At 63.8% G+C, this 24,364-nt stretch carries 26 protein-coding genes; 21 read left to right on the forward strand and 5 right to left on the reverse strand.

Translation table 11 applies throughout. The features are described from left to right. The first annotated feature begins 80 nt into the window (after positions 1-80). From AXW67_RS09300 to AXW67_RS09315, 4 genes are all read left to right on the forward strand, one after another. The gene (locus tag AXW67_RS09300) at positions 81-1,286 is read left to right on the forward strand and encodes an integrase core domain-containing protein (RefSeq protein ID WP_063677366.1); all 1,206 of its coding nucleotides are present in this window, start codon (positions 81-83) and stop codon (positions 1,284-1,286) included. Positions 1,287-2,558: 1,272 nt separating this feature from the next. Beyond that, positions 2,559-3,224 (forward strand): DUF429 domain-containing protein, encoded by a 666-nt coding sequence (locus tag AXW67_RS09310; RefSeq protein WP_063677644.1) that lies wholly within the window; start codon positions 2,559-2,561, stop codon positions 3,222-3,224. A gap of 126 nt (positions 3,225-3,350) precedes the next feature. Then, positions 3,351-3,494, forward strand: a complete 144-nt coding sequence (locus AXW67_RS43110) for a hypothetical protein (RefSeq protein ID WP_198024682.1) — start codon at positions 3,351-3,353, stop codon at positions 3,492-3,494. A 93-nt stretch (positions 3,495-3,587) separates the two neighbouring features. After that, positions 3,588-4,292 (forward strand): glutathione S-transferase family protein, encoded by a 705-nt coding sequence (locus AXW67_RS09315; protein WP_063677645.1) that lies wholly within the window; start codon positions 3,588-3,590, stop codon positions 4,290-4,292. A 2-nt stretch (positions 4,293-4,294) separates the two neighbouring features. Here the strand turns inward: AXW67_RS09315 and AXW67_RS09320 are convergent, their stop codons facing one another. The 3 genes from AXW67_RS09320 to AXW67_RS09330 all read right to left on the reverse strand — a co-directional run bounded on the left by AXW67_RS09320 (position 4,295) and on the right by AXW67_RS09330 (position 6,296). Further along, positions 4,295-5,077, reverse strand: a complete 783-nt coding sequence (locus AXW67_RS09320) for a sulfite exporter TauE/SafE family protein (RefSeq protein ID WP_063677646.1) — start codon at positions 5,075-5,077, stop codon at positions 4,295-4,297. Positions 5,078-5,080: 3 nt separating this feature from the next. Next, positions 5,081-5,713, reverse strand: coding sequence for a TetR/AcrR family transcriptional regulator (locus AXW67_RS09325; RefSeq protein ID WP_063677647.1), 633 nt, complete (start codon positions 5,711-5,713; stop codon positions 5,081-5,083). A gap of 211 nt (positions 5,714-5,924) precedes the next feature. Next, on the reverse strand, positions 5,925-6,296 hold the full coding sequence (locus AXW67_RS09330; RefSeq protein ID WP_063677648.1) for a tRNA-binding protein: 372 nt from the start codon (positions 6,294-6,296) through the stop codon (positions 5,925-5,927). 114 nt (positions 6,297-6,410) lie between these two features. On the opposite strand from AXW67_RS09330, the gene AXW67_RS09335 reads away from it, so the two are divergent. Beyond that, positions 6,411-6,776, forward strand: coding sequence for an ArsC family reductase (locus AXW67_RS09335; RefSeq protein WP_063677774.1), 366 nt, complete (start codon positions 6,411-6,413; stop codon positions 6,774-6,776). Here AXW67_RS09335 and AXW67_RS09340 read toward each other — a convergent pair. Continuing rightward, positions 6,773-7,420, reverse strand: a complete 648-nt coding sequence (locus AXW67_RS09340) for a hypothetical protein (protein ID WP_063677649.1) — start codon at positions 7,418-7,420, stop codon at positions 6,773-6,775. The genes AXW67_RS09335 and AXW67_RS09340 overlap by 4 nt on opposite strands. 353 nt (positions 7,421-7,773) lie before the next feature. Here AXW67_RS09340 and AXW67_RS09345 point away from each other — a divergent pair, with 353 nt between their 5' ends. The 7 genes from AXW67_RS09345 to AXW67_RS09375 all read left to right on the forward strand — a co-directional run bounded on the left by AXW67_RS09345 (position 7,774) and on the right by AXW67_RS09375 (position 14,249). After that, positions 7,774-8,529 carry an ABC transporter ATP-binding protein gene (locus AXW67_RS09345; protein ID WP_027551492.1) on the forward strand — a complete coding sequence of 252 codons (756 nt, stop codon included), beginning with the start codon at positions 7,774-7,776 and terminating at the stop codon, positions 8,527-8,529. Next, positions 8,522-9,268 carry an ABC transporter ATP-binding protein gene (locus tag AXW67_RS09350; RefSeq protein ID WP_063677650.1) on the forward strand — a complete coding sequence of 249 codons (747 nt, stop codon included), beginning with the start codon at positions 8,522-8,524 and terminating at the stop codon, positions 9,266-9,268. The genes AXW67_RS09345 and AXW67_RS09350 overlap by 8 nt, the downstream gene beginning before the upstream one ends. 37 nt (positions 9,269-9,305) lie before the next feature. Further along, the gene (locus AXW67_RS09355) at positions 9,306-10,529 is read left to right on the forward strand and encodes an ABC transporter substrate-binding protein (RefSeq protein ID WP_063677651.1); all 1,224 of its coding nucleotides are present in this window, start codon (positions 9,306-9,308) and stop codon (positions 10,527-10,529) included. Between the two features lie 73 nt (positions 10,530-10,602). Next, positions 10,603-11,466: a branched-chain amino acid ABC transporter permease gene (locus AXW67_RS09360; RefSeq protein WP_063677652.1), complete on the forward strand. Its 864-nt coding sequence runs from the start codon at positions 10,603-10,605 to the stop codon at positions 11,464-11,466. A gap of 1 nt (position 11,467) precedes the next feature. Further along, a complete protein-coding gene (locus tag AXW67_RS09365) occupies positions 11,468-12,436 on the forward strand; it encodes a branched-chain amino acid ABC transporter permease (RefSeq protein ID WP_063677653.1) in 969 nt (322 codons plus the stop codon). A 158-nt stretch (positions 12,437-12,594) separates the two neighbouring features. Further along, positions 12,595-13,239: a DUF47 domain-containing protein gene (locus AXW67_RS09370; RefSeq protein WP_027551487.1), complete on the forward strand. Its 645-nt coding sequence runs from the start codon at positions 12,595-12,597 to the stop codon at positions 13,237-13,239. A gap of 5 nt (positions 13,240-13,244) precedes the next feature. Then, positions 13,245-14,249 (forward strand): inorganic phosphate transporter, encoded by a 1,005-nt coding sequence (locus AXW67_RS09375; protein WP_063677654.1) that lies wholly within the window; start codon positions 13,245-13,247, stop codon positions 14,247-14,249. Here the strand turns inward: AXW67_RS09375 and sugE are convergent. Beyond that, positions 14,242-14,556 (reverse strand): quaternary ammonium compound efflux SMR transporter SugE, encoded by a 315-nt coding sequence (gene sugE / locus AXW67_RS09380; RefSeq protein WP_063677655.1) that lies wholly within the window; start codon positions 14,554-14,556, stop codon positions 14,242-14,244. The two genes, AXW67_RS09375 and sugE, sit on opposite strands and share 8 nt — an antisense overlap. Positions 14,557-14,713: 157 nt before the next feature. Here sugE and AXW67_RS09385 point away from each other — a divergent pair, with 157 nt between their 5' ends. The 9 genes from AXW67_RS09385 to AXW67_RS09425 all read left to right on the forward strand — a co-directional run bounded on the left by AXW67_RS09385 (position 14,714) and on the right by AXW67_RS09425 (position 24,342). Further along, positions 14,714-16,333 (forward strand): peptide chain release factor 3, encoded by a 1,620-nt coding sequence (locus AXW67_RS09385; RefSeq protein ID WP_063677656.1) that lies wholly within the window; start codon positions 14,714-14,716, stop codon positions 16,331-16,333. A 113-nt stretch (positions 16,334-16,446) separates the two neighbouring features. Next, positions 16,447-17,025 carry a hypothetical protein gene (locus AXW67_RS09390; RefSeq protein ID WP_063677657.1) on the forward strand — a complete coding sequence of 193 codons (579 nt, stop codon included), beginning with the start codon at positions 16,447-16,449 and terminating at the stop codon, positions 17,023-17,025. 199 nt (positions 17,026-17,224) lie between these two features. Then, positions 17,225-17,809: an NnrU family protein gene (locus AXW67_RS09395; RefSeq protein WP_063677658.1), complete on the forward strand. Its 585-nt coding sequence runs from the start codon at positions 17,225-17,227 to the stop codon at positions 17,807-17,809. A gap of 2 nt (positions 17,810-17,811) precedes the next feature. Further along, positions 17,812-18,633 (forward strand): 3-methyl-2-oxobutanoate hydroxymethyltransferase, encoded by an 822-nt coding sequence (gene panB / locus AXW67_RS09400; RefSeq protein ID WP_063677659.1) that lies wholly within the window; start codon positions 17,812-17,814, stop codon positions 18,631-18,633. Between the two features lie 10 nt (positions 18,634-18,643). Next, a complete protein-coding gene (locus AXW67_RS09405; RefSeq protein ID WP_063677660.1) occupies positions 18,644-20,239 on the forward strand; it encodes a class I adenylate-forming enzyme family protein in 1,596 nt (531 codons plus the stop codon). 171 nt (positions 20,240-20,410) lie between these two features. Continuing rightward, positions 20,411-21,064, forward strand: coding sequence for a tetratricopeptide repeat protein (locus tag AXW67_RS09410; RefSeq protein ID WP_063677661.1), 654 nt, complete (start codon positions 20,411-20,413; stop codon positions 21,062-21,064). Between the two features lie 29 nt (positions 21,065-21,093). Continuing rightward, positions 21,094-21,657: a hypothetical protein gene (locus tag AXW67_RS09415; RefSeq protein WP_063677662.1), complete on the forward strand. Its 564-nt coding sequence runs from the start codon at positions 21,094-21,096 to the stop codon at positions 21,655-21,657. A 49-nt stretch (positions 21,658-21,706) separates the two neighbouring features. Next, a complete protein-coding gene (der, locus tag AXW67_RS09420) occupies positions 21,707-23,089 on the forward strand; it encodes a ribosome biogenesis GTPase Der (RefSeq protein WP_063677663.1) in 1,383 nt (460 codons plus the stop codon). Beyond that, positions 23,086-24,342 (forward strand): TCR/Tet family MFS transporter, encoded by a 1,257-nt coding sequence (locus AXW67_RS09425; protein ID WP_063677664.1) that lies wholly within the window; start codon positions 23,086-23,088, stop codon positions 24,340-24,342. The genes der and AXW67_RS09425 overlap by 4 nt, the downstream gene beginning before the upstream one ends. Positions 24,343-24,364: the final 22 nt, after the last annotated feature.

Here is a 24,364-nt window from a genome sequence, read left to right on the forward strand (position 1 = left end):
TGAGCGGCCCGAGACATAGGTGACAGAACGTACCGGACACATGGGTTACACTTTCCGCTTTTGTTCTGCGGGAGGTGTGGATGCCGTGGAAAGCGAGTTCGGTAATGGAAGAGCGCCTTCGCTTTGTCGCCCGGCTTCTGGATGGAGAAGCCATGGCCGAGGTCTGCCGGGAGTTCGGCATCTCCCGCAAAACTGGCTACAAGATTTTCGATCGTTACAAGGAGCACGGGCTTGAAGCGTTAAGCGACCGCTCCAGGCGGCCGATCCGTTACGCCAACCAGCTCCCGCAGCAGGTCGAGACCCTGATCGTTCGGCTGAAGGGCGAGAAGCCACACTGGGGCGCCCGCAAGATCCGCGAGCTCCTGGTGCGACGGCTCGACGGCGACGTCCGGGTGCCGGCCAAAAGCACCATCCATGCGATCCTCGACCGCCATGGCCTGGTCAAGCGCGGCTGCGTGCCGCGCCACCGCGCGCACGGCACGCCGCTGTCGCAGGGCACGCTTGCCAACGATCTGTGGTGTGCCGACTTCAAGGGCGAGTTCAAGCTCGGCAATGGCCGATACTGCTATCCGCTGACCGTCACCGACCATGCCTCGCGCTTCCTGCTGCTCTGTGAAGCGCTGGATTCCACGCGGGAAGATCCTGCCATTACTGCCTTTGAACGGCTGTTCCGCGAGCGCGGTCTGCCCTTTGCCATCCGCTCCGACAATGGCGTGCCCTTTGCCAGTCCAAACGCGCTGTTCAACCTCTCGAAGCTGTCGGTGTGGTGGCTCAGACTCGGCATTGCGATCGAACGCATCAAGCCGGGCCATCCGCAGCAGAACGGCCGTCACGAGCGCATGCATCTCACGCTGAAGAAGGAGGCCACCCGGCCGCCGGGGTTCAACAGCTTGCAGCAGCAGGCACGCTTCGATGCCTTCCTCCGCGAGTTCAATTCTGAACGTCCCCACGAGGCGCTCGACATGAAGTGCCCCGGAGAGCTCTACACAGCCTCAACCCGCCGCTACGATGGTCTGCCGGAACTCACATATCCGTTCCACGACCGCGACGGTGTCATCACCGCCTGCGGCCGCCTCTGCCTCCATCGCAAGAAGATCAACATCTCCACCGTGCTGGCCGGCCAGAAGCTCGGCATCAAGGAAGTCGACGACGGCATTTGGCTCGTCAGCTTCATGCATTACGATCTCGGTTACTTCGACCTCGAGCAAAAGACCTTGCAACCCCTCGACAACCCGTTCGGCCCGAAGCCCGCCACCCATGTCTCAAGTACGGCCTCGGCGCTCTGACCGAGACGCGCTTTCCTGCATTCTTGGCATGGTGGCCAGTTGCTTGGCCGCGCTGAGCCGTCACCCCCCCGAAGCCCGCAGGGGCGCGGCCTTTGCCGCGCGGGGTTGACGGCGAAAGCGCGGACCGAGCAATAATGGTCATGCCATGAACGCGTCTCGCCGTAACACACCAAATCGGATGCGTTGCGCGTCGGCGGGATCGACCTGGAGTAAATGACCTTGCAACCAATCGGCAACCCGCTCGGCACGAGGTTGTCACCTATGTCTTAGGTACGATCTGTTACCGATGTCTTCGGTCTGGACATACCGGTGCATGGAACACCGGGCGGGATTCGAACCCGCGACCTCTCGATTATCAATCGAAGTAACAGCGATCTTCACCACGGACCGTGATGGGGTTGGCGGGGAACGGGCGATGCTGCTCTGCTCTGTGAGCGGACTGAGCTACGGCATTTCAGCCGGCGGGAAACGAGCCCGCGACCTCCGTTCTGGCAAGCCAGCACGGCGCTCTACCGAAGTAACAGACATCTTCACCACCGCCAGGCCGAAGCACTCGCTTCAGCCATTGATGAGCACGCTGGGGAACGAGCGATATCGGCTTTCAGTGACAACAACACAGCGTCGCTCCTTGCGGAGAGAAGCTGCGCCGGGCCGCGTGCAAGCCTTTCCGAGGCCGCATCCCGGTGCGCGTGTCAAAGGCGGGATTCGAACCCGCTTTACCATGGAAGAAGTATCCGACATCTTCACCACCAGCGTCGGTTGAGCCGCGCCCATCGCGGCAAACCGTACTTAAGAAAATTCGATCGCGGCGCTGTCGACGCGCCGCCATTTGCGAACCATTCGGGTTCGCTCTGCCATCGGTGTCCGGCTCATCGCCTCGTTCCCTCCGGCAGGCCCCGCGCGCTTGGGCACGCGCATCGTTTGCGCGAGCCCCGGGATCCGGGTCTCCCGTTCCGGCATTTGCCGGGAAGTTCGAACGGGCCGCGCGGCGGGCAACAAAAAACCCTCCGGAGCGGCAGGCTCGGGAGGGTCCGTGAGAAGCGGACTGTCGATCTTGCGGTCAGGCAAGATCGCTCCCATGAGCCGGGCATGCGCTATCGATTGGCCGACGGCCATTCGATATGCAGGTTAGGATTTCGTAGCGGTACAGCATCGCTCGGTTCATGTTGGCTTTCGCGAACGGAAGTGCTCGCGAGGGCGGGGGACATACCCCTGCAACTTGCGGATGTCAAGCGACGCGCGTGTGGAAATTGCAAATGACGGACGAATGACGTGCCAAGCTATCTCGGCCTCGATGGATTTCGCTTCGGCTGGGTCGCAGCCTGGATCGACGACAACGGTGATCACGGCTTCGATTATTCACCGGGCCTCACGCGGTTGCTCGCGATGCCGCATGCGCGGGCGATGATCGACATGCCGATCGGCTTGAAGACCGAGGGCTATCGGATCTGCGACCTGCGCGCCCGCGAGCTGGTCGGTGCCGCCGTGTTTGTCGGTGCGCGCCGGGACCTCTGGGCCTTTCCCGACATGGCCGCGGCCAACCGGCATTACTGGGAGCACGAAGGCAAGGGCAGGGGCGTGTCGGCTCAGCTATGGAATATCAGGGACAAGATCAGGGAGGTCGACGATGTCATGACGCCCGCGCGGCAAGCTACGATCGGCGAGGCGCATCCCGAATTGATCTTCTGGAATCTCGCTGGCCGCGTCCGGCTCGATCGGAAGACCTCAGCGCGCGGCCGGGAGCAGCGCGTCGCACTCCTGAGGGAGCGCGGCTTCGCGCGATTGCCGAAATGGCTGACGCAGCGTCACGGCACCGGCATCGGCTGCGACGATCTCATCGACGCCTGCGCTTGTGCCGTTGCGGCGCGCGACAGCAGGCAGTGTGTCGATGGCGGCGAGATCGATCCGCGTGGCTTGCGGATGGAGATCAACTATTGAGGCTGCCGGCACAGGTGGAGACCAGATACTTGTCGGGAAAAAATGGCAATTTCTTTGCGGTAAACAGGAACTGTGGCTGGTGGCCCCGCGTTCACGTTGCGAACCGAATGGACAGAAGTTTTGGCGATGAATGATGCCAGCCAATTCGCGACCGCGATGCTCGCGCTCGTCTTCATTGCAGCCCTGCTCGTCACCGGGGAGCTCTTCATCGAGCAGCGCGCGCAACGCGACATCGTTTACGTGACGAGCCATTTGCTGCGACCACTGTGAAAGAGATTCAGTACGGGAAAATCGTGTGACCTTGCGCCATTCGACGGCTCGCCTAGATTAGGGGCGCGTCGCAAGAATGAACCCGGGGTCCCGATGTCCGATCTGTCTGCCTTTCCCATCACCAAGCGCTGGCCGGCCAAGCACCCCGAGTTGCTTCAACTGTATTCGCTGCCGACGCCCAATGGCGTGAAGGTCTCCATCATGCTGGAGGAGATCGGGCTGCCCTATGAGGTCCATCTCGTCGACTTCGGCAAGGACGATCAGAAGGCTGCTGAATTCCTCTCGCTGAATCCGAACGGCAAGATCCCGGCGATCCTCGACCCGAACGGTCCCGGCGGCCGGCCGCTGCCGCTGTTCGAGTCCGGTGCGATCCTGCAATACCTCGCGGAGAAGACCGGCAAGCTGCTGCCGCAGGATGCGGCGCGCCGCTATCAGACCATCCAGTGGGTGCATTTCCAGATGGGCGGCATCGGGCCGATGTTCGGCCAGGTCGGCTTCTTCCACAAATTCGCCGGCAAGGATTTCGAGGACAAGCGGCCGCTCGAGCGCTACATCAGCGAGTCCAAGCGTCTGCTCGGCGTGATGGAATCCCATCTCGGCGGCCGGCAGTGGTTCATGGACGACGACTACACCATCGCCGACATCTCCATGCTCGGCTGGGTGCGCAATCTCGTCGGCTTCTACGGTGCCGGCGATCTCGTCGAATTCACCCAGTTCAAGTCGGTCGGCGCCTGGCTCGAACGCGGGCTGGCGCGTCCGGCCGTGCAGCGCGGGCTGAACATTCCCAAGCGGCCCTGAGATCAGCTCAGCGCCTTGTAGGTCATGTAGAGCGCCATCAGCGAGACGAAGCCGATCATCATCCGGCGCAGCACCGATTTGCTGACGCCATTGGCCATCCGCGCGCCGAGGTCGGTGCCGACCCAGAGGCCGGCAAGGATGCCGATGATGGCGGGCCATCCGACTACGAGGCCCTTGCTCCAGTAGATCCAGGCCGGCGGAATGTTGGTTGGGATCACCGAGAAGATGAGGCTGACGAGCTGGGCCTGATGCTGCGGCACGCGCAGGCCGGCGGCGAGGCCGACGGTGATCGCGAGCCCGCCGCCGATACCCATGAAGCCGGATGAAAAGCCGGCAAGCGTGCCGATAAGGAGCAGGGGAAGCCAGGGCAATTCGTCTTGATGCTCGCCCTCGTTATTACCGCCCTTGCGCTCGCGGCGCAGAACCAGCGCTGCGATCAGCGCAACGAGGTAGACGACATAGGCCCATTGCAGGAACGAGTCGGACACGGCAGCCGCGGCGTAGCCACCGCTCGCGCCGCCAACGAGAAATCCGACGCCGATCCAGACGATCCATTGCAGCGGGCTGCGATTGCCGCTCTGCCAGTAGCGGCGCACGCCGGCGAGACCCGTCGGAGGGATTTGTGCGATCAGCGACGTGCCCTGGGCGACGTGTTGCTCGGCGCCGAGCAGCAGCACGCAGAAGATCACGAGACCGCCTCCCGGGCTTGCGCCCATGAAGCCGGATGCCAGTCCTCCGACAAGACCAACGCCGGCGCCGGCGAGCAGTTCGTGGACCCAGGTCATCGCTCACGCCCTGGTCCGGCGCCGGACGTCCGGTTTGGTCGTGCGAAAGCCTTCGATCACGTCGGCGACGGCCGTCATGCAGGCCTCGACGTCGATCTCCTCGCCCCAGCATTTCTGCAGCACAAATCCCTGGAAGATGGAGATCAGCACGCGCGCGGTCGCGTCTGCGTTGAGGTCGCGCTTGACGAGCCCGTCGTGCTGGGCGCGTTCGATCAACGCTACGATCAGGGCGCGCGGCATATCGATGCCTTCGACGACACTGGTGCGGACGCGGCGGTTGCGAAGCGCTTCCGCCCAGCCATGGATTCCGACGCGCCGCCGTGATTCGCCGGCGGGATCGGTGAGCCATTGCGCATAGACGCGGACCAGCGCATGCAGCGCTTCGAGCGGATCACCAGAGCCTTGCGCAACCGAGTTCAGCACCGCCTCGCGGCGATGGCGGTCGTCGGCGAGCGCCTCGATCAGATCGTCCTTGCTCTGGAAGTACAGATAGACCGCGCCATGGCTCAGCCCCGACCGCTTAACGATGTCGGCCATGCCGGCCTGGTGAAAGCCGTTTTCGGAGAAGCAGGCGAGCGCAGCGTCGAGAATCTGCTGACGGCGGCCTTCGCGTTTCTTCTCGCTGATTTTCGGCACGGGCTGCTCGCAAAGTAAATGATCGATCGATCGTTTTTGCCTCAGAAAGATGCAGAATAAGGCTAGGCGTCCCTCACCAAGATAAAAAACGATCGATCAGTCATTTTAGAATCAAAGGCACGCTTGGTCAAGGCGTCCCGATCGCCGGCACGGCTCAAAGAGGAATGGACGGGCGACCGGGCGACCGGTGCTCGGTTGCCTAAATCCGGTACTAGAACAGCCGGCCGCCGTTCGGCACGGGCTTGCTCGGCTGCATCAGCACGACCTTGCCCTCCGCATCCGGAAAACCGAGCGTCAGCACCTCGGACACGACCGGTCCGATCTGGCGCGGCGGAAAATTGACGACGGCCGCGACCTGTTGTCCCACCAGCGTCTCCAGCGGATGATTTTCCGTGATCTGCGCCGAGCTTTTCCTCACGCCGATCGAAGGTCCGAAGTCGATCCACAGCCGCCAGGCCGGCTTGCGCGCCTCCGGGAATGGCTTGGCATCGACGATCGTCCCGACGCGGATGTCGACCGCGAGGAAGGTGTTGAAGTCGATGGTCGGCAATGCCGCAGCGGCGGGATCGTGAGTGACGTGCATGGTGTGTCCGTTTGGAGAATTCGGAAGCTTCGTTCGGAATATTGTGACGCGAACCGGAGTTTCGTACAACGCCGCGGCTACAGCATCACACCACGCATGCGCGAGGACCGGGTCTTGCCCAACATCATCTACGGCATCAAGAACTGCGACACTATGAAGAAGGCGCGCGCCTGGCTCGACATGCATGGCGTCGCCTACGAGTTCCACGACTACAAGACCGCAGGCGTGGAGAAGGACAAGCTCAAGCAGTGGAGCGACGAGGTCGGTTGGGAGACGCTGCTCAATCGCGCCGGCACGACGTTCAAGAAGCTGCCCGACGCCGACAAGGAAGGCCTGAACGAGAAGAAGGCGCTGGCATTGATGCTAGCGCAACCATCGATGATCAAGCGACCGGTGCTCGAGGTCGGCAGCAAGCTCCTGGTCGGCTTCAAGCCCGACATCTACGCCAAGGACGTCGGCGCGAAAGCGCGCAAAGGCTAGTTCAGCTCGATGATCTCGGTGGCGACGCCGGGTGCGGGCTGATCGGAGAATTCGACCACGTCCGCGGCCGCGATACGGCCCGGCGCGCGATGATAGAGATCGCGATCGATCACGGCGCGCAGCTTTGGACGCGGCAGCGCGTCATTTCCGCGCATCAGGTTCTTGATCTCGAATCCGCCGTCCTCGCAAAACGCCTTCAGCGACGCGATGACATGGCTGACCTTGTCATCCGTCAGGAAAGGCAGCAGCAGCCGTTCATAAGCGACGACGCGTCCATAGATGTCGTCGACATCGGCAACGCTGTAGACCGGAAGTCCGCGCGCGACGCATTCGTGATAGATCGGCATCACGAAGGGCGCGAGCCGCGGCCCGACATAATCGTCGAGGAAAACGCCCTTGCCGGTATGTCCATAGGCGCGCGAGATGCGCGAGCCTTCACTCTGGATCATCAGATGCGGCGTCGGCGTCGACATATCCACCGTGTAGTAGATGAGGTCGGACAGCTCCTCCTCGAGCCGCGCGGGCTGGTACTCCCATATCGCCGGCGCAATCTGCTGGCGCGCATAAAGTCGCAGCCACGTGTTCAGAAGATCACGCTGCCTGATCGATTTGACGATGGAGGGACCGGCGCTTGCGAAATCCAAAAACAATATTCCCGGCAAACAGAAACCCCGCGCATGATCTTCGTCGCGGGAAAATTTTCTATGAAGGCTGGCGCGTCGGACCAAAGACCGTTAACGACAGCTTGATGACCGGCGCTTTGCGAACCGGGAAGCCGGGCAGGCGCGACATCAACATCTCCGACTAAGGGAGCATGTGTATCCCAGTCGGAGCCTTGATCTGCTCAGCTTTCCGCCTTGCCTAACCCCCGTCACCTCCGGCATATTCCGCGCCCGGAGGCGGCGTTCCGGGCTGGGCTCCAAGGCCTCCGGAAAGCCGAAGCAACAAAGGACAGCCACGCGCGACCAGCGCGTCGTGCGGGCGGGGGGAAATCTGTTTGGCCGATGAGTTCATTCTCGAAACGGAAGGCTTGACCAAGGAGTTCGCGGGCTTCTTTGCCGTCCGCGACGTTGCGCTCAAAGTCCGCCGTGGGAGCATTCACGCATTGATCGGTCCAAACGGGGCCGGGAAGACGACGTGCTTTAATCTGCTCACCAAGTTCCTGAAACCGTCTGCCGGAAAAATCCTGTACAAGGGACAGGACATCACCGCGATGGCGCCGGCCGACGTCGCCCGCATGGGGCTGGTGCGTTCGTTCCAGATTTCGGCGGTATTTCCGCATCTCACCGCGCTTGAAAATGTCCGTGTCGCGCTCCAGCGCCAGCACGGCAGCTCCTTTGATTTCTGGCGCTCGAAGTCGGTGCTCAACCGCTTCAACAATCGCGGGCTGGAGCTGTTGAACGATGTCGGCCTCAGCGAGTTTGCCAATACGCCGGCGGTCGAGATGCCCTATGGGCGCAAGCGCGCACTGGAGATCGCAACCACGCTCGCGCTCGACCCGGAGATGATGTTGCTGGACGAGCCTATGGCCGGCATGGGCCACGAGGACATCGACAAGATCGCGGCGCTGATCAAGCGGATTTCGGCGAAATATACCATCCTGATGGTGGAGCATAATCTGAGCGTCGTCGCCAATCTCTCCGATATCATCACCGTGCTGACGCGCGGGCAGGTGCTCGCGCAGGGCAATTACGCCGATCTCACCAAGGACGAGCGCGTCAAGGAAGCTTATCTGGGAGCCGGTCATGCCTGAGACTGCAACCGCGGAAGCTCCGGCAAAGGCCGCAACCGGCGGCAACATCCTCGGGGTTCGCAACCTGGAAGCCTGGTACGGCGAGTCCCACATCCTGCACGGGATCAATTTCGACGTGAACGCGGGCGAGGTCGTCACCTTGCTCGGGCGCAACGGCGCCGGCAAGACGACCACGCTGAAGTCGATCATGGGCATCATCGGCAAGCGCACCGGCTCGGTGAAGTTCAACAATCAGGAGATCATCCGCGCGACTTCGGACAAGATCGCGCGCATGGGCATTGCCTTCTGTCCGGAAGAACGCGGCATCTTCTCCAGCCTCGACGTGCGCGAGAACCTGCTGCTGCCGCCGGTGGTGCGGCCAGGGGGATTGCCGCTCGATCAGATATTCGATCTGTTTCCGAACCTGAAGGAACGTCTCACCAGCCAGGGCACCAAGCTGTCCGGCGGCGAGCAGCAGATGCTCGCGATCGCGCGCATCCTGCGCACGGGCGCAAGCTTCCTGATGCTGGACGAGCCGACGGAAGGATTGGCGCCGGTCATCATCCAGCAAATCGGGCACACCATTGCGCGGCTCAAGAAGGAGGGCTTTACGATCCTCCTGGTCGAGCAGAACTTCCGCTTCGCATCCACCGTTGCGGACCGTTATTACGTGGTCGAACACGGCAAGATCATTGATGGATTTTCGAATTCGGAGCTTGCCGCCAACATGGACAAGCTCCACACCTATCTCGGCGTCTAGAACTGCCAAACGAGAAACTTCAAAAAAGGAAAGTTGCATGAAGACCAGGTCGATTGCGTCATTTCTGCTGAGCACCGCGCTGACGTTCGCCGCAGCAGGCGTCGCTTCCGCGCAGGACAAGACCGTCAAGATCGGCGCGCTGTCCGATCAGTCCGGTCTTTATGCCGATCTCGGCGGCCCCGGCTCGACCCTGGCCGCGCAAATGGCCGTCGAAGACTCCGGCCTCACGGCGAAGGGCTGGAAGATCGACGTCATCTCGGGCGACCATCAGAACAAGCCCGACATCGGCACCGCGATCGCACGCCAGTGGTTCGACGTGGAGAAGGTCGACGTCATCGTCGACGTGCCGAACTCCGGCGTGGCGCTCGCCGTCAACAACGTCGTGAAGGAAAAGAACGGCGCTTACATCAACTCGGGCGCGGCGACCTCGGACCTGACCAACGCGCAGTGCTCGCCCAACACCGTGCACTGGACCTACGACACCTACATGCTCGCCCACACCACCGGGCAGGCGCTGGTGAAGGCCGGCGGCGACACCTGGTTCTTTCTGACCGCCGATTACGCCTTCGGCGCGGCGCTGGAGCGTGATACCACCGCGGTCGTTACCGCCAACGGCGGCAAGGTCGTCGGCGGGGTCAAGCACCCGCTCAACACGCCGGACTTCTCGTCCTTCCTGCTGCAGGCGCAGGCTTCCAAGGCCAAGATCATCGGCCTGGCCAATGCCGGCGGCGACACCACGAACTCGATCAAGCAGGCGGCCGAGTTCGGCATCGTGAAGGGCGGCCAGAAGCTCGCGGCACTGCTCTTGTTCCTCACCGACGTCAAGGCGATCGGCCTCGAGACCGCGCAGGGCCTGAACTTCACCGAGACCTTCTACTGGGACATGAACGACCAGACCCGGGCATTCTCGAAGCGCTTCGCCGGTCGGATGAAGAACAATGCGCCGCCGACCATGGTTCAGGCCGGCGTCTATTCGGGCCTGCGTCACTATTTCAAGGCGCTGGAAGCGCTCGGCGGCAACCCGCATGATGGCGCCAAGGTCGTCGAGAAGATGAAGTCGATCCCGACGGAAGACGATTTGTTCGGCAAGGGCGAGATCCAGCCCAACGGCCGCACCATCCACAATGCCTATCTGTTCGAGGTGAAGACGCCTGCCGAGTCCAAGGGACCGTGGGACTTCTACAAGCTGGTCGGCACGGTGCCGGGCGATCAGGCCTTCACGCCGCTGTCGGAAAGCAAGTGCGCGCTGCTGAAGAAGTAAGCTAACGGCCCGCAGGCCCTATCGGCCTGCGGGCAAGTTTGAGGGAACGCCGAAGGGACTGGGTGCGGGATCGATGCAGGCTCTCTATGCACAGCTACTGGTGGGACTGATCAACGGCTCGTTCTACGCGCTGCTCAGTCTCGGGCTTGCCGTGATCTTCGGCATGCTCAACATCATCAATTTCGCCCATGGCGCGCTCTACATGATGGGCGCGTTCGTCGCGTATTTCCTGCTGAACCTCGGCGGCATCAACTATTGGTGGGCGCTGCTGATCGCGCCGATCATCGTCGGCATCTTCGGCATGATCCTGGAACGGACCATGCTGCAATGGCTGACCGGCCTCGACCATCTCTACGGATTGCTTCTGACCTTCGGCATCGCGCTGATCGTGCAGGGCGTGTTCCAGAACTATTTCGGCTCATCCGGCCTGCCTTATGCCATTCCGGACCAGCTCAAAGGCGGCATGAACCTCGGCTTCATGTTCCTGCCCGTCTATCGCGGCTGGGTCGTCATCTTCTCGCTCGTCGTGTGCCTTGCGACCTGGTTCCTGATCGAGAAGACGCGGCTGGGCGCTTACCTGCGCGCAGCGACGGAAAATCCGACGCTGGTGCGTGCCTTCGGCATCAACGTGCCGCGCATGATCACGCTCACTTACGGCCTCGGCGTCGGCCTTGCGGCACTCGCGGGCGTCTTGTCGGCGCCGATCAACCAGGTGCGGCCGCTGATGGGCGCCGACCTCATCATCGTCGTGTTCGCGGTGGTCGTGATCGGCGGCATGGGATCGATCATGGGATCGATCATCACGGGTTTCGCGCTCGGCGTGATCGAGGGCCTGACCAAGTATTTTTACCCCGAGGCCTCCAACACCGTCGTGTTCGTGCTGATGGTGCTGGTGCTGCTGGTGAAGCCGACGGGACTGACGGGAAGGGCGGCCTGATATGACAGCCTTGACAGACGATACGTTGCCGGTAACGCCGCGCGCGATGCGCGACGAGATGATCGTGTTCGCGCTGATGGCGCTGCTGCTCGCCGCCGTTCCGTTCACCGGCATCTATCCGTTCTTCGTGATGCAGGCGCTGTGCTTCGCGCTGCTCGCCTGCGCCTTCAACCTGCTGATCGGCTATGGCGGCCTGCTGTCGTTCGGCCACGCGATGTTCCTCGGCACCGCCGGCTATTGCAGCGCGCATGCGCTGAAGGTGTGGGGGCTGCCGCCGGAGCTCGGCATCGTCGTCGGCGTCGCCGCGGCTTTCCTGCTCTCGATCGTGACCGGTTTTATCTCGATCCGCCGCCAGGGCATCTATTTCTCGATGATCACGCTGGCGCTGTCGCAGCTCCTGTACTTCATCTACCTCCAGGCGCCGTTCACCCATGGTGAGGACGGCATCCAGGGCATTCCGCAGGGGCACCTGTTCGGCGTCTTCGATCTGTCGAAGCCGACCGTGCTCTATTACGTCGTGCTGGTCGGCTTCCTCGCCGGATTCCTGCTGATCTATCGCATCATCAACTCGCCCTTCGGCGAGGTCCTGAAGTCGATCCGCGAGAACGAGCAGCGGGCGATCTCGCTGGGCTACCGGACCGACCAGTACAAGTTCCTGGCTTTCGTGCTGTCCGGCACGCTGGCCGGCTTTGCCGGATCGCTGAAAGTGTTCGTGGCGCAGAACGCCTCGCTCACCGACGTGCACTGGTCGATGTCTGGAGAAGTCGTGCTGATGACGCTGGTCGGCGGTCTCGGCACCATCTTCGGACCGGTGGTCGGCGCCTTCGTGATCATCGCCATGCAGCAATATCTGGCGAGCTTCGGCCAGTGGGTGACGGTGATCCAGGGCGGGATCTTCGTAATCTGCGTGCTCACCTTCCGCCGCGGCGTCATCGGCGAGATCGCGCATTACCTTCGTCGTTCGCTCTAAGATATTGATCTGGCTATAATTTAGGCCTGGATGCGAAAGCGGTGGACGATCCGGTTCCGCGGGCGTGCGAGTGACACGCGCGCGGATCGAAAATGGTCTATGACAGTTTTGTGACGGCCTGTTCGGGCCTGGCCATTTCCAACCGGTAGCCTATCCCCATGATGCGTTGGTTTCGTGCTCTCCTCCCCAGGGAAGAGCGCTTTTTCGAACTGTTCGACCGCCATGCCCAGACCGTGATCCAGGGCGCCATTGCTCTCCAGGGGGTGTTGAAGGGCGGTGAGGAGACACCGCTCTATTGCCAGCGCGTCAGCCAGTTCGAGAACGAGGCTGACAACGTCACGCGTGAGGTGCTGACGGCCGTTCGCCGCACCTTCATCACCCCGTTCGACCGCGGCGACATCAAGAACCTCATTACGTCGATGGACGATGCCATCGACCAGATGCAGCAGACGGCGAAAGCGGTGATACTGTTTGAGGTCCGCGATTTCGAGCCGCCGATGCGCGAGATCGGCGGCCTCGTGGTCGAATGTGCCAATCTGGTCGGGCGCGCGCTGCCGCTGCTGCAATCGATCGGTCCGAACGTTGCGATGCTGACGGCTATCACGGAAGAGCTGACCAAATTGGAGGGCCGTGTCGACGACCTCCACGACATCGGGATGAAGGAACTGTTCCTGAAGCACCGCGACGGCAACGCAATGGACTTCATCGTCGGCGGCGAGATCTACGACCACCTCGAAAAAGTCGCGGACCGCTTCGACGACGTCGCGAACGAGATCAACAGCATCGTCATCGAGCAGGTCTAGGCGCCGTGGATCTCGCTTTGGGTCTTCCCGTTCTGGTCGGACTGATCGCTGTCGCGCTGCTGTTCGACTTCCTGAACGGCCTGCACGATGCCGCCAATTCGATCGCGACCATCGTCTCGACCCGCGTGTTGCGGCCGCAATTTGCCGTGCTGTGGGCCGCCTTCTTCAACTTCGTGGCGTTCATGGTGTTCGGCCTGCACGTCGCCCAGACCGTCGGCACCGGCATCATCGATCCCTCGATCGTCGATGCCCAGGTGATCTTCGCGGCCCTCGTCGGCGCCATCGTCTGGAACCTCGTCACCTGGGCGCTCGGCATCCCGTCCTCGTCGTCGCATGCCCTGATCGGCGGCCTCGTCGGTGGCGGCATGGCCAAAGCGGGAATCTCGGCGGCGGTGTGGAGCGGCTTGTCCAAGACCGTGCTGGCAATCGTGCTGTCGCCGCTGATCGGCTTCCTGCTTGCGATGATGCTGGTTGCGATCGTGTCCTGGGCGTCGGTGCGCTCGACACCGTTCGCGGTCGATCGCGCCTTCCGCATCCTGCAATTCGCCTCCGCCTCGCTCTATTCGCTCGGCCATGGCGGCAATGACGCGCAGAAGACCATGGGCATCATCGCCGTGCTGCTCTTTTCGCAGGGCCGCCACGACGGCGAATTCTACGTGCCGTTCTGGGTGGTGCTGTCCTGCCAGGCGGCGATGGCGCTGGGCACGCTGATGGGGGGCTGGCGCATCGTGCGCACCATGGGCCTGCGCATCACCAAGCTGACGCCGATGCAGGGCTTTTGCGCCGAGACCGGCGGTGCCGCGACCCTGTTCATGGCGACCTTCCTCGGCGTCCCCGTTTCGACCACCCACACCATCACCGGAGCGATCGTCGGCGTCGGCGCCGCGCGACGTGTCTCGGCGGTGCGCTGGAACGTCGCAAGCTCGATTGTCTACGCCTGGGTGATCACGATCCCGGCGTCCGCGATCGTTGCGGCGCTCAGCTGGTGGGCGGTCCAGATTTTCAAGTGACGAGCTTCAGCCCGACGATCCCTGCGACGATCAGTCCGATGCTGGCGAGGCGAAATGCGGCGGCCGGCTCGCCGAACAGGATGATTCCCAATGTCGCGGTGCCAACCGCGCCGATCCCGGTCCAGACCGCGTAGGCGGTTCCGATCGGCAGCGATTTGAGGGCGAGGCCGAGCAGGATGACGCTTCCGGCCATGGCTGCGAGCGTAAGGACCGACGGAACGAGCTTGGTGAAACCCTCGGTGTATTTCAGCCCGATCGCCCAGGCGACCTCCAAAAGACCGGCGATGAACAATATGGTCCAGGCCATGACGACCCTCCGTTCAAGGCAGGGTCGTCCCCGCGGCTGATGTGGCTGATCGGCGAAAGGTCGTCCTTCCCAGGGCCGATATGGGGCTGGTCAGACGGCTCTGCAATCACCAAATGAGGCTTGATCAGGCCCGTTTTCCCTGCCAAACGCTCCCGCCATGTCCGACATCGCCACTCCAGCCGAATCGCCGGCCCGTTCCCCGCTTGCCGCCGAAGTGGCGCGGCGGCGCACCTTTGCGATCATCTCCCACCCGGACGCGGGCAAGACCACGCTGACCGAGAAGCTGCTGCTGTTCGGCGGCGCCATCAATCTTGCCGGCCAGGTCAAGGCCAAGGGCGAACGACGGAACACGCGCTCGGACTGGATGAAGATCGAGCGCGAGCGCGGCATCTCGGTCGTCACCTCCGTGATGACCTTCGAATTCGAGGGGCTCGTGTTCAACCTCCTGGACACGCCGGGCCACGAGGACTTTTCGGAAGATACCTATCGGACACTGACCGCGGTGGACTCCGCCGTGATGGTGATCGACGCGGCGAAGGGCATCGAGGCGCGGACGCGAAAGCTGTTCGAGGTCTGCCGCCTGCGCGACATCCCGATCATCACCTTCATCAACAAGATGGACCGCGAGAGCCGCGACGTCTTCGAGCTGCTCGACGAGATCGAGAAGACGCTCGCGCTCGATACCACGCCGATGACCTGGCCGGTCGGCCGCGGCCGTGACTTCCTCGGCACCTATGACGTCGTCAATGGCGGCGTGCGCCTGCTCGAAGGCGGCGGCGCCAAGACTGGCGCGGCGCAGCAGATCGAGATCGCGGAGCTCGCAAAGCTTAACGCGAATCTCGACGTATCAGCCGTGAAGGACGAGCTGGAGCTCGTCACCGAGGCCTCCAAGCCGTTCGAGCTTGGGGCGTTTCGCGAGGGCCATCTGACGCCGGTCTATTTCGGCAGCGCGCTGCGCAATTTCGGCGTCGGCGACCTCCTGGAGGGGCTCGGAAAGTTCGCGCCCGAGCCGCGCGCGCAGGAGAGCAACCAGCGCAAGGTCGAGGCAACCGATCCGCGCATGAGCGCCTTCGTGTTCAAGATCCAGGCGAACATGGATCCGAACCATCGCGACCGCATCGCCTTTGCGCGGCTGTGCTCCGGCAAGCTCAGCCGCGGCATGAAGGCCAAGCTGGTGCGCACCGGCAAGAGCATGCCGCTCTCGAGCCCGCAATTCTTCTTCGCGCAGGACCGCTCGGTAGCGGACGAAGCCTTTGCCGGCGACGTCGTCGGCATTCCCAATCACGGCACCTTGCGCATCGGCGACACCCTGACCGAAGGCGAGGATTTCACCTTCGTCGGCGTGCCGAGCTTCGCGCCGGAAATCGTCCGCCGCGTCCGTCTCACCGACGCGATGAAGGCGAAGAAGCTGAAGGAAGCGCTGCAGCAGATGTCGGAAGAGGGGGTCGTGCAGGTGTTTCGCCCGCGCGACGGCGCGCCTGCCCTGGTCGGCGTGGTCGGCGCGCTGCAGCTCGACGTGCTCAAGGCGCGGCTGGAGGCCGAATATGCACTGCCGGTCGAGTTCGAGGTGAGCGAGTTCCAGCTCGCACGCTGGGTCTCTTCGGATGACCGCAAGAAGCTCGACACGTTCCTCGCCGCCAATACCTCGAGCATTGCGGACGATGTCGACGGCGACCCCGTGTATCTGGCCAGGAACGAGTTCTATCTCGGCTATACCAAAGAGCGCGCCGAGGGCATCGAGTTCGCCAACGTCAAGGACGTGAAGAAGAAGGGGTAGGGGTAGGGGTAGGGCCCCAATCCCCGTTTAAGCGCGAGCATGTGAACACGCGCGGGCTTGACGTGTTCAGGGCCGATGCCACTTTCGCATGGGTGGCATTGCGAGCTCATGTCATGTGGCGCGGTATTATTGTTCTTTTCCTGCTGGCGATATCGACGCTTCCCGCCGACGCCAGACGCCGCCAGATCAATCCGATTCCATTCTCGCACGAGCCGTGCAGCGTGCTCGACAACCGTCCCTGCACGCCGTCCTTTTGCAGCGTGCTCGAGCACGGGCCCTGCATTCCCGAGATCTACTATCCCTACGGCGAAAATCTCCAGCTCACGGTCGAGAGCGTGCCGTCCGAGGCCGATCGCGCCAAGTACGCGAGGCCGGATCACGACCTCGATACGATCGGCGACCTCTTTGCCGAGCTTAGGTCCTGCTGGTCGCCGCCGACCAACGACGTGCGCGCGGGCATGCAGATGTCGGTGCGCTTCAGCTTCAACAAGGCGGGCGGCCTGATCGGCCCGCCGCGCCTGACCTTTGCGACCGCGGGCGTCCCGGCCGACACAAGGACGAGCTATCTCAACGCGATCAATGCGTCGCTGAACGCATGTCTGCCACTGAAATTCACGAGTGGTCTCGGCGGCGCACTTGCCGGGCGGCCGATCGCGATCCGATATGTCGATAATCGGGGGCCTGGAAGGTAGCCGCAAAGATTGCTCCATCCCCTCATCCTGAGGGGCTTGCGAAGCAAGCGTCTCGAAGGATGAAGGCCAAGGTGCCATCCCGGCCTCTATGGTTCGAGGCGGCGCTTCGCGCCTCCTCACCATGAGGGGCATCAGTTGCGATCAGCGGCCGATCAATGGTACGCCATGAGCGGGGGCGCTAGCTTAAGGGGAGGACGTCGTGGGTCTGCTGGTCATGATCCTGGGGCTCGTGCTGTTTTTTGCGGCCCATGTGTTCACCACGAAACGCAAGGCGCGGGCGCAGGCGATCGCAACACTGGGCGAGGGGACCTACAAGATCCTCTATTCGGTGGTGTCGCTGGCGGGCCTGGCGCTGATCGTGTGGGGCTTTGGCCACTATCGCGCAACCGGCTGGATCGACGTGTGGTATCCGCCGAAGGCGCTGAAGCACATCACCGTCGCGCTGATGTTGCCTGCGGTCATTCTGGTGGTCGCGTCCTACATTCGCGGTCGCATCTATGCGACGCTGAAGCATCCGATGCTGGCCGGCGTCAAGCTGTGGGCCGCGGCGCATCTGTTGGCGAACGGCGATCTCGGTTCCATCATTCTGTTCGGCTCGTTCCTCGGCTGGGGCGTGTATGACCGCATTTCGCTGAAGCATCGCACCGATAGCGGCGCGCCGCCGATCCCGGTTGGTGGCGCCACCAACGACCTGATCGCGGTTGCGGTCGGGATCGTCGCCTACGTCGCGCTTGCCTTCGCGTTCCACCCGGTCGTGATCGGTGTGCCTGTCATGGGGTCCTGACAATGTCCATCCAATCCGCCATCAAGCGCAAGACCGCGCCCGACCTTCGCGTTCGCAAGAATGGCGAACCGATCGTGATGCTGACCTCCTATCACGCGCACACCGCCGCGCTGGTCGACAAGCACTGCGACGCGATCCTGGTCGGCGATTCCCTCGGCAATGTCATGCATGGCTTCGAGACCACGGTGCCCGTGACGCTCGACATGATGATCCTGCAGGGCTGCGCGGTGATGCGCGGCTCCCGGCAGGCGCTCGTCGTCGTCGACATGCCGTTCGGCTCCTACGAAGGCTCGAAGGAGCAGGCCTTCCAGTCGGCGGTCCGGATCATGAAGGAAACGCAGTGCGGCGCGGTCAAGCTCGAGGGCGGCGCGCGGATGGCGGAGACGGTGGCGTTTCTCTGCGAACGGGGCATTCCCGTGATGGGCCATATCGGGCTGACGCCACAGTCGATCAACACGCTCGGCTCGTTCCGCGCACAGGGCCGCGAGGAGACGAACTGGGCTCCGATCGAGAACGACGCCAGGGCGATCGCAGAGGCGGGGGCCTTCTCGATCGTGATCGAGGCGGTCGCCGAGCCGCTGGCGCGCAAGATCACGCAATCGGTCGCCATTCCGACCATCGGCATTGGCGCGAGCTCAGCCTGCGACGGCCAGATTTTGGTGCTGGAGGATATGCTCGGTCTGTCGCCGCGGTCGCCGAAATTCGTGCGCCGCTATGGCAATCTGGGGCCGGCGATCGAGGAAGCCATCGCGGGATATGCGCGCGATGTGAAGAGCCGTGCCTTCCCGGGCCCGGAGCACGTCTACGGGATGAAGAAGAGCTGACGAGGGGCGCATGGACTGGTCGCAGCACGCAGTTCCGCCCATGCGGCTCGAGTCGCGCTTCGGCGACCGCGTCGTGCCGGCTTTCCCGGAGCGGCCGGGCAGTGTCTGGGCGATGATTGCGGAGGCCTGCGCGCGCAATCCCGACGGCGAAGCACTGATCTGCGGCAATGTCCGGCTGAGCTGGCGGCAGGTCGTGGACCGGGCCGCGCGGATCGCGGCGGGCTTTCGCAAGCTCGGCCTCAAGCGCGGCGACCGTGTCGCGATCCTGCTTGGCAACCGCATCGAATTTCCGCTGGTCCTGTTTGCCGCCGCGCATGAGGGACTGGTGACGGTGCTGCTCAGCACGCGCCAGCAGAAGCCCGAGATCGCCTATGTGCTCACCGATTGCGGCGCCAAGATCCTGATTCACGAAGCCGCGCTTGCCGATCGCCTGCCTGAGGCGCGGGATGTCCCTGATGTCGTCGATCGCATCGCGATCGACGATGACCCGCAGCGCTCGCGCTTCGCTGTGTTCACGGACAATGCGCCGGCACCTGCGCCAGTCGACGTCGCCGAGGAGGATACCGCGATGATCCTCTACACCTCGGGCACGACCGGCAAGCCGAAGGGCGCGATGCTCGCCCATTGCAACATCATCCATTCCTCGATGGTCTTCGTGTCGTGCCTGGAATTGACGGCGGCGGATCGTTCGATCGCGGCGGTGCCGCTCGGCCACGTCACCGGTGTCGTCGCCAACATCACCACCATGATCCGTTGCGCCGGCACGCTGATCATCATGCCGGAGTTCAAGGCGGCGGATTATCTCAAGCTCGCCGCGCGCGAGCGCGTCACCTACACGGTGATGGTGCCCGCGATGTACAATCTCTGCCTGCTCCAGCCCGATTTCGACAGTTATGATCTTTCGAGCTGGCGGATCGGCGGCTTCGGCGGCGCGCCGATGCCGGTCGCGACGATCGAAAAGCTCAAGGCGACGATTCCCGGCCTGAAGCTGATGAACTGCTATGGCTCCACTGAGACGACGTCGCCCTCGACGATCATGCCGGGGGCGCTGACGGAAAGCTATATCGACAGCGTCGGCCTGCCGTGCCCTGGCGCTCGGATCGTCGCGATGGGCGCGGACGGGCGCGAGTTGCCGCGCGGCGAGATTGGCGAGCTCTGGATCCAGAGCGCCTCCGTGATCAAGGGTTACTGGAGCAATCCGAAGGCAACGGCGGAGAGCTTCACCAGCGGCTTCTGGCATTCCGGCGATCTCGGCTCAATCGATGCGGACGGCTTTGTCCGTGTGTTCGACCGGCAGAAGGACATGATCAACCGCGGCGGCCTGAAGATCTATTCCGCCGAGGTCGAATCCGTGCTGGCCGGCCACCCCGCCGTGGTCGAGAGCGCGATCATTGCGAAGCCTTGCCCGGTGCTGGGCGAGCGCGTCCACGCCGTGGTGGTGACGCGGGTGCCGGTTGCCGGCGACGATCTGCGGGCGTGGTGCGCCGAGCGGCTGTCCGACTACAAGGTGCCGGAGACGATGGCGATCACGGCCGAGCCGCTGCCGCGCAACGCCAATGGCAAGGTGCTGAAGCGCCAGTTGCGGGAGCAGTTGACGGGAACCTGAGCCGGGCATGCGCCCGCCAAGTCGGTCCGAGGCCTTGGGTTAACGCCTTGATCGGGCTCGCTTTGCCTTGCCACCGCCATATCGATAGGGTACGCCGCCGCCACGCGGGGACGGGATTTCCGACGCGAACGATATGGCGCGCGCTCCCGACCGGGCATGGGATTAGCATAAGTGTCTGAATTATTTGACGAAGTCGACGAGGAAGTACGTCGCGAACAGCTCAAGAAGCTGTGGGATAGATATTCGATCTACTTCATCGCCCTGATGGTGCTGATCGTGGCAGCCGTAGGCGGCTGGCGGGCCTACCAGTACCTGGAGGCCAAGAAGGCTGCCGAGGCCGGAGCTCTCTTCGAAAAGGCCGTCGAGCTGTCCGAGCAGGACAAGCATGCGGAGGCCGAGAAGGCCTTCACCGAGCTCGCCGCCAAGGCGCCTTCGGGCTATCGCACGCTGGCGCGGCTGCGTGCCGCGGCCGAGGCGGTGAGCCGCGACCCTAAGGCCGCCGCCAAGATTTATGACGACATCGCCGCCGATGGCAGCGTGAGCGCCGAGTGGCGGGATCTCGCGCGGATTCGCGCCGCCGGGCTGCTGCTCGACAGTGCAAGCTACGCCGACATGCAGCAGCGGCTGGAGGCCTCGGCTGCGGCCGGGTCGACCTTCCGCCACAGCGCCCGCGAGATGCTGGCGCTGTCGGCCTGGCGTAATGGCGACACAACTGCGGCCCGCAAATGGCTCGACGCGATCGCGGAGGACGGCGAAACGCCGCCGGGCCTGCGCTCGCGCGCCGAGGCGCTTCAGGCCTTGCTGCCGCCTGTTGCGAAGAGCTGACGGCCTGAGAGCTTAGACGAGATATCGATATGCGCCGCACCCCACGTTTGATCGCAGCCGCCGTCCTGATCGCCTTCACGGGCCTGTTGGGCGGCTGCTCCAGCGGCGGGTTTGATCCGGCCGATATGCTGGATTTCCTCGATACCAAGAAGAAGCTGCCGGGCGATCGCAAGCCGGTCTTCCCTGAGGGCGTGCCGGGCCTCGAGCAGGGCGTGCCGCGGGACATGTACAAGGGCGCGCAGCAACAACAGCTGCAGGATCCGAACGCGGCCGTTGCGGCTGCGCCCGCAGCGCCGCCGCCTGAGCCGGCTCCGCCATCAAAGTCCGCCAAGGGGAAGAAGACCAAGCAGCCGGCCGCGGCCGCTGCCGCGCCGGCAGAGGCGCCGGCCGGCGAGGTCGATGGCGAGGCCCAGCCTGCCGAGGCGCCGCCCGCCGCCGCCCCGCCGCCGAAGCAGAAGATCGTGCGCAAGCGCACCACTGCGCCGCCGCCCGATCAGTCCACCCAGCAGCCGGCGCAATCGGCCCAGACCACGCAGCAGCAGTCCCAAGGGGGCTTCCCGGCTCCGCTGCCAAGCGGCAGCTTCTCGCGCTGATTGTTTCATTGCATTGACAGGCGCAGCCCCCACAGCGCACGAATGACCGATGTCCTTCACGATCGCCATCATCGGCCGGCCCAATGTCGGCAAATCGACGCTGTTCAACCGCCTGGTTGGACAGAAGCTTGCGCTCGTCGATGATCTGCCCGGCGTCACCCGCGACCGCCGCGAAGGCGATGCCAAGCTCGGCGACCTCCAGTTCACGGTGATCGATACTGCCGGGCTCGACGAGGGTGCCAGGGGCTCGCTCACCGCGCGGATGCAGGAGCAGACCGAAACCGCGATTGCGCAGGCCGACGCGCTGTTCTTCGTGATCGATGCCCGCGTCGGCCTGACGCCGACCGACCGCGCCTTTGCCGATTTCGCCCGCCGCGCCAACAAGCCGGTGCTGCTGGTCGCCAACAAGAGCGAGGGCAAGCACGGCGATGCCGGCGCGATGGAGGCCTTTGCGCTGGGCCTCGGCGATCCCATCCAGATATCGGCCGAGCACGGCGAGGGCATGGGCGAGCTCTATGACGCCCTGAGCGGGCTGATGCCGGAGCCCATCGAGGAGGATGAGGTCGAGGACGACGAGCCGCTGTCCGAGGAAGAGGCGGCCACGCGCCCGATCAGGGTTGCGATCGTCGGCCGGCCCAATGCCGGCAAGTCGACACTGATCAATCATCTGCTCGGCGAGGAGCGCCTGCTGACGAGCCCGGAGGCCGGCACCACGCGCGATTCCATCGCGGTCGAGATCAACTGGAATGGCCGCGAATTCCGCGTGTTCGACACCGCCGGGCTGCGCCGCAGGTCGCGCATCGAGGAGAAGCTGGAAAAGCTCTCGGTCGCGGATGCGCTGCGCGCCGTGCGCTTTGCCGAAGTCGTCGTGCTGATGATGGACGCGCAGAACCGCTTCGAGGAGCAGGATCTGCGCATTGCCGATCTGATCGAGCGCGAGGGCCGCGCGGTCGTGCTCGCGGTCAACAAATGGGACCTGATGGAGACCAAGGGCGGCGGGGCCATTTCCGGCCTCCGTCGTGACGCCGACCATTGGCTGCCGCAGGTCAAGGGTGTGCCGATCGTCGCCGTCTCCGGCTTGATGGGCGAGGGCATCGATCGCCTGATGCAGGCGATCCAGGACGCCTACGCGATCTGGAACAGGCGCGTGCCGACCTCGGCATTGAACCGCTGGTTCGAGCAGGCGATCCAGGCCAATCCGCCGCCCGCCGTGTCCGGCCGCAGGCTCAAGCTCAACTACATCACCCAGACCAAGGCGCGCCCGCCGAGCTTCGTGCTGTTCTGCTCGCGCGCAGACGCGATCCCGCAGTCCTATCTGCGCTATCTCACCAACTCCCTGCGCGAAACCTTCGAGCTGCCGGGCACGCCGGTGCGCATCACTCTGCGTGAGAAGGCCAATCCGTTCGCGCATAAGCGCAAGCGATTGTCGTGAGCGACGGGCCGAGCGAGGCCATCGCACCACATGCCGCGCCGGTCCGGCGCGGCGCCGTCGCCTTCATCTTCGTCACCATCCTGCTCGACATGCTCGCGCTCGGTGTGATCATGCCGATCCTGCCGAAGCTCATCGAGAGCTTTGTCGACAATGACACCGCGCATGCAGCGCGGATATTCGGCCTGTTCGGCACCGCCTGGGCGCTGATGCAATTCGTGTTCTCGCCGGTGCTCGGCGCACTGTCGGATCGCTTTGGGCGACGTCCGGTGGTGCTGCTGTCCAATTTCGGGCTCGCGGCCGATTATGTGCTGATGGCGCTTGCGCCGTCGCTGGTCTGGCTGTTCATCGGCCGCGTGATCTCCGGCATCACCTCGGCGAGCATCTCGACCGCTTTTGCCTATATCGCCGATATCACGGCGCCGGAGCGGCGCGCGGCGGTGTTCGGCAAGATCGGCGCGGCCTTCGGCGCCGGTTTCATTCTGGGCCCGGCGCTGGGTGGCCTGCTCGGCGATATCGATCCGCGCCTGCCGTTCTGGGCCTCGGCGGCCTTGAGCTTTGCCAATGCGCTCTATGGGCTCCTGATCCTGCCGGAATCGCTGGCGCCCGAGAGGCGCGCACCGTTCCGCTGGACGAAGGCCAATCCGATCGGGGCGCTGCATTTGCTGCGCTCCAACGTGGTGCTGGCCGGGTTGTCGGTCGTCAACTTCATCGCGCAGGTCGCGCATGTCGTGTTGCCGTCGACTTTCGTGCTCTATGCGACCTACCGCTACGGTTGGGATTCAAAGACCGTGGGACTGACGCTGGCAATGGTCGGCATCTGCGCCATGGTGGTGCAGGGGCTCGCCATCGGCCCGATCGTGAGCGTGCTCGGCGAGCGAAATGCGCTGCTGATGGGCTTGTGCTGCGGCGCGATCGGCTTTGCGATTTTCGGCAGCGCGCCGACCGGACCGTTGTTCTGGCTTGGCATCCCCGTGATGTCGCTGTGGGGCGTCTCGGGCGCCGCGATGCAATCGCTGATGACGCGGCTGGTCGCGCCCGATCAGCAGGGCCAGTTGCAGGGCGCGAGCTCAAGCGTGCAGAGCGTGGCGCAGCTCGTCGGCCCGTTCCTGTTCACCCTGACGTTCTCGTATTTCATCGGCAGCACCACGCCGCTGCATCTTCCCGGGGCGCCGTTCCTGCTGGCGGCCGTGCTGATGGTGGCGTGTGTGGTCATTGCGACGCGGACGCTGGCTGCGACGAAGGCGGTCTCGTAGGGGGGCAAAGCGAAGCGTGCCC

This window comes from Bradyrhizobium neotropicale (assembly GCF_001641695.1).
Classification (GTDB): domain Bacteria; phylum Pseudomonadota; class Alphaproteobacteria; order Rhizobiales; family Xanthobacteraceae; genus Bradyrhizobium; species Bradyrhizobium neotropicale.

What these genes read in the sequence shown, in the direction of transcription:
- der (WP_063677663.1), top strand. Translation starts at nt 21,707, where the DNA reads ATGTCCTTCACGATCGCCATCATCGGCCGGCCCAATGTCGGCAAATCG.
- AXW67_RS43110 (WP_198024682.1), top strand. Translation starts at nt 3,351, where the DNA reads ATGAATGATGCCAGCCAATTCGCGACCGCGATGCTCGCGCTCGTCTTC.
- AXW67_RS09320 (WP_063677646.1), bottom strand. Translation starts at nt 5,077, where the DNA reads ATGACCTGGGTCCACGAACTGCTCGCCGGCGCCGGCGTTGGTCTTGTC.
- AXW67_RS09355 (WP_063677651.1), top strand. Translation starts at nt 9,306, where the DNA reads ATGAAGACCAGGTCGATTGCGTCATTTCTGCTGAGCACCGCGCTGACG.
- AXW67_RS09370 (WP_027551487.1), top strand. Translation starts at nt 12,595, where the DNA reads ATGATGCGTTGGTTTCGTGCTCTCCTCCCCAGGGAAGAGCGCTTTTTC.
- panB (WP_063677659.1), top strand. Translation starts at nt 17,812, where the DNA reads ATGTCCATCCAATCCGCCATCAAGCGCAAGACCGCGCCCGACCTTCGC.
- AXW67_RS09405 (WP_063677660.1), top strand. Translation starts at nt 18,644, where the DNA reads ATGGACTGGTCGCAGCACGCAGTTCCGCCCATGCGGCTCGAGTCGCGC.
- AXW67_RS09330 (WP_063677648.1), bottom strand. Translation starts at nt 6,296, where the DNA reads ATGCACGTCACTCACGATCCCGCCGCTGCGGCATTGCCGACCATCGAC.
- AXW67_RS09315 (WP_063677645.1), top strand. Translation starts at nt 3,588, where the DNA reads ATGTCCGATCTGTCTGCCTTTCCCATCACCAAGCGCTGGCCGGCCAAG.
- sugE (WP_063677655.1), bottom strand. Translation starts at nt 14,556, where the DNA reads ATGGCCTGGACCATATTGTTCATCGCCGGTCTTTTGGAGGTCGCCTGG.
- AXW67_RS09415 (WP_063677662.1), top strand. Translation starts at nt 21,094, where the DNA reads ATGCGCCGCACCCCACGTTTGATCGCAGCCGCCGTCCTGATCGCCTTC.
- AXW67_RS09385 (WP_063677656.1), top strand. Translation starts at nt 14,714, where the DNA reads ATGTCCGACATCGCCACTCCAGCCGAATCGCCGGCCCGTTCCCCGCTT.
- AXW67_RS09300 (WP_063677366.1), top strand. Translation starts at nt 81, where the DNA reads ATGCCGTGGAAAGCGAGTTCGGTAATGGAAGAGCGCCTTCGCTTTGTC.
- AXW67_RS09360 (WP_063677652.1), top strand. Translation starts at nt 10,603, where the DNA reads ATGCAGGCTCTCTATGCACAGCTACTGGTGGGACTGATCAACGGCTCG.
- AXW67_RS09390 (WP_063677657.1), top strand. Translation starts at nt 16,447, where the DNA reads ATGTGGCGCGGTATTATTGTTCTTTTCCTGCTGGCGATATCGACGCTT.
- AXW67_RS09350 (WP_063677650.1), top strand. Translation starts at nt 8,522, where the DNA reads ATGCCTGAGACTGCAACCGCGGAAGCTCCGGCAAAGGCCGCAACCGGC.
- AXW67_RS09365 (WP_063677653.1), top strand. Translation starts at nt 11,468, where the DNA reads ATGACAGCCTTGACAGACGATACGTTGCCGGTAACGCCGCGCGCGATG.